Origin of the sequence: Ruminococcus sp. (assembly GCF_017650195.1) — a bacterium.
Lineage (GTDB): Bacteria > Bacillota > Clostridia > Oscillospirales > Ruminococcaceae > Ruminococcus.
Genome location: NZ_JAGCFH010000272.1, coordinates 1 through 3,046, shown reverse-complemented (window position 1 = coordinate 3,046; position 3,046 = coordinate 1). Strand labels below are relative to the sequence as shown.

Sequence of the window (3,046 nt, the reverse complement as noted above, 5' to 3'; positions counted from 1 at the left end):
GTTACCGCTATAACAATACCATCTGGCACTTTCTTTATTAAATTGATCTTAGTATTACTGAATAATCCCATTTCTTCACCGCCTATATGTATCAGGTCAATTGTTGATCCTTCCCATAAATCAACTCATATTGCCGAATTAAACGTTCTTTAGCCTGAGAACGTAACTTCTCAGGGCCAAGTATCTCTATAACAGGTCCGAAACTAAGCAGCATTATAAGCACCTCTGTCTCGTCCTGCTCGTCATACCACAGCTCAACGGTATACTGCCCTGTTTCAAGGTCGCGGACAGTATGCTTCTCATATGGAGCAAATTCAAGCATGAAGCGCTCCACGCCGTTTCTCTCGTTAGTTACCCTTATGACCGCAGGAGCACTGCATTTACGGCTACTGAAATAATCGTCCATTGAGACAGGAGTACGGAATACACGCCCCGTATCAGTTATTGTATCTATTCTGCCAATATTGATCAGACCGCTGTTCTTTATCTTATCATTGCTGAGCCTATAGCAGTAAGCTCGAAACTTTCCGTTCTTTGGTGAGAACTCTATTTTCAGCAATACAAACCTGCCGATTACACGCTTTCCGTGACCTGATGTGAAAGAAATATCCACTATTTTACACTTTTTCACAGCGTCAAGAGCCGCTCGGAAATTAGCAACATATTTCTCGTCAGAATAGTCGTCATGATCAGCATATCTGTCTGTAAGCCTAAAATGCTCATGGCGGTATAGCGGCTTAACATCTGAAAGCTTCTCCATTAATTCCGCTATGGTCTCGACTTCAAGAAACAGTCTTATCCTCGGATCAGAGAGTTTGGCTTTCAGCCACATCTTTTGCAGCTTGGTCAGCACCTTTACAGGCGTTTTTTTTGTTATACGCCTGAGCATATTATCACTGTCACGTCTGAAAAGGCCCCAGTCGTCCCCGCTTGGTATGAGCTTCTGAGGTAAGAACAGCACAGAATCACGAAAGCCGTCACGCAATACGGTCTCGCGAATAGTCTTTTCATCAGTGGCTTCATTTTCAAGAAGCTTTGCAGCTATACGGAAATATGTACCATATATCTCACTGAATATGTTCATCTTCAATACCTCCGTACATCCTGTACATTCTGCGAATATCATTGTAAAAACGCAGTCTTAAATTCTCAGTGCCGCCCTCAATCGAAACAATACGTCCGATAAATGTCTTTGCCCAGTGCATCAGCTCATTTGGATCAAACACATCAGCAGTAAGAGTATACAGACCTTCACCTGTTTTTTCAAGCACAGCACAGCGCTTCTCACGCTCTAAACGGTCTATAATGAATCTTTCGTTCCTCTCGTCGACAGTAAACGTTATCTTTATAGCATTTACTGCTCCCACCTCACGACGGTCTCCGAAGGAAACTCCAAAGCAGCGCTGTATATTCACATCATAACGATCTCTGAACCTGTCATAATCAGCGCAGACAGCCTCTCTCTTTATTTGCTTTATTCTGTCAAGCCTGAAGGTGACGAATCTGCGTCTTCTCGGCACATAGGCTGCAATATAGCGCCTGCCCGTCTGTACAGATATAAGTATCTGCATCGGAATTATCTCTTCCTCGTGAAACTCATCATCTTTCTTCCACGAGAACTTTTTTACTGTGATAAAACACTTATCATCTATAGCCGCCAGTATATCTGGAACAAGTATGTCCTCAAGTGAGTGTATCATATAATTATGCTTAATATGAAACAGATCATTCTTGATACCAACAGCTTTCATTATACTGTTGCCTATAACACCGAAATCAGGGGCTTCTGAGAAGAACTTCAAAGCATCATCAAGTCCCTTGTACTTCTTTATGAGATCATCGGCACAGTACGCAGCAAGTGAATAATACATGGTCTTGCCCTGCTTTTCAGTAATAACTATGCCTTCTTCAGTATATTCCTTTAGCTTGTTGCGGACTGTCTGATCGTCAAATAACTGTTCATATTCACTGTTCAAAGTGTCGGTCAGTTCTCTGAGAGAACGTTTTTTTCCGTCCTGTAGTATATCAATAAGAAGAAAATGAAGCTTTATATCATTACCGGTAAAGCTTTTGGAGTAATATGCGTTATACAGCGGATTTTCAGAAATATGTCCGCTGTCAACGGAAATGGACACATGACGCCCCTGAACAGAATCGTCATAGCGCATATAGTCCTGCATCCAGCTCTCAACACGGCGCTTCTCGTCGTCATAGGTTCGGACGCTCTTTTTGTCGAAATCACTTCTGACCTTACAGCCATAAATGAAAAAATCACGAACGTATTCTCTTGTTTTATCGAAATTCTTTATAAGTTCCGAGAATCCAGCCATTTAAACCTCTCCCCTTCCTTATATATATATTAACAAAAAAATATGTCCTTTTCAAGTATCAAATGAGTGTGCGCAGATTTTTTTATATGATTATTTCTAATTCTTATGGTATACTAAAGTCAAGCTAAAGGAAAGAGAAGTGAAGAAAATGTTCGTACATTACAACAAGAACGAAAATATGCTCCCAATAAAGATATGGCAGACAGATATGGAAACTGTCGGTGAGAAATGTATTGAACAGGCGGAGCATCTTGCGAAGTTACCATTCGCACACAAGTGGATAGCACTTATGCCCGACACTCATGCAGGCAAGGGCATGCCCATAGGCGGAGTTATCGCCTGTGAGAACGTTGTTATTCCCAACGCGGTAGGAGTTGATATAGGCTGCGGTATGGCATATGTTCAGACCGATATCCCTGTATCGCTCCTCCGTGAAACAGTAACAGGCAGCGGAAACCTTGTGCAGACTATCTGCGGCGATATTCTTAGAAATATCCCTACAGGCTTCGCACACTACAAGACAGCTCAGGCATCTGAGGTGCTTGACCGTGCAAAGGCTGAAATGGGACAGTATGAAGCCGATAAGGAGCTTATCCCTCAGATAGAGGAAGGCTACTATCAGGCAGGTACTCTCGGCGGAGGAAATCACTTCATCGAGCTCCAGCAGGACGACGACGGAATGTGCGGTATCATGCTCCATTCTGGAAGCCGTCACT

3 protein-coding genes are annotated in these 3,046 nt (G+C 42.7%); 1 reads left to right on the top strand and 2 read right to left on the bottom strand.

The window, feature by feature from the left end:
* Positions 1–91: 91 nt before the first annotated feature.
* Together J6U00_RS12345 and J6U00_RS12340 are read right to left on the bottom strand one after the other, a co-directional pair.
* Complete coding sequence (locus J6U00_RS12345) at positions 92–1,084, bottom strand: WYL domain-containing protein (protein WP_296582286.1); 993 nt, start codon at positions 1,082–1,084, stop codon at positions 92–94.
* Positions 1,068–2,330 carry a WYL domain-containing protein gene (locus tag J6U00_RS12340; RefSeq protein ID WP_296582284.1) on the bottom strand — a complete coding sequence of 421 codons (1,263 nt, stop codon included), beginning with the start codon at positions 2,328–2,330 and terminating at the stop codon, positions 1,068–1,070. Before J6U00_RS12340 ends, J6U00_RS12345 begins: the two co-directional genes overlap by 17 nt.
* A gap of 148 nt (positions 2,331–2,478) precedes the next feature.
* On the opposite strand from J6U00_RS12340, the gene J6U00_RS12335 reads away from it, so the two are divergent.
* On the top strand, positions 2,479–3,046 hold a 568-nt coding region (locus J6U00_RS12335), incomplete at its 3' end, for an RtcB family protein (protein WP_296582288.1).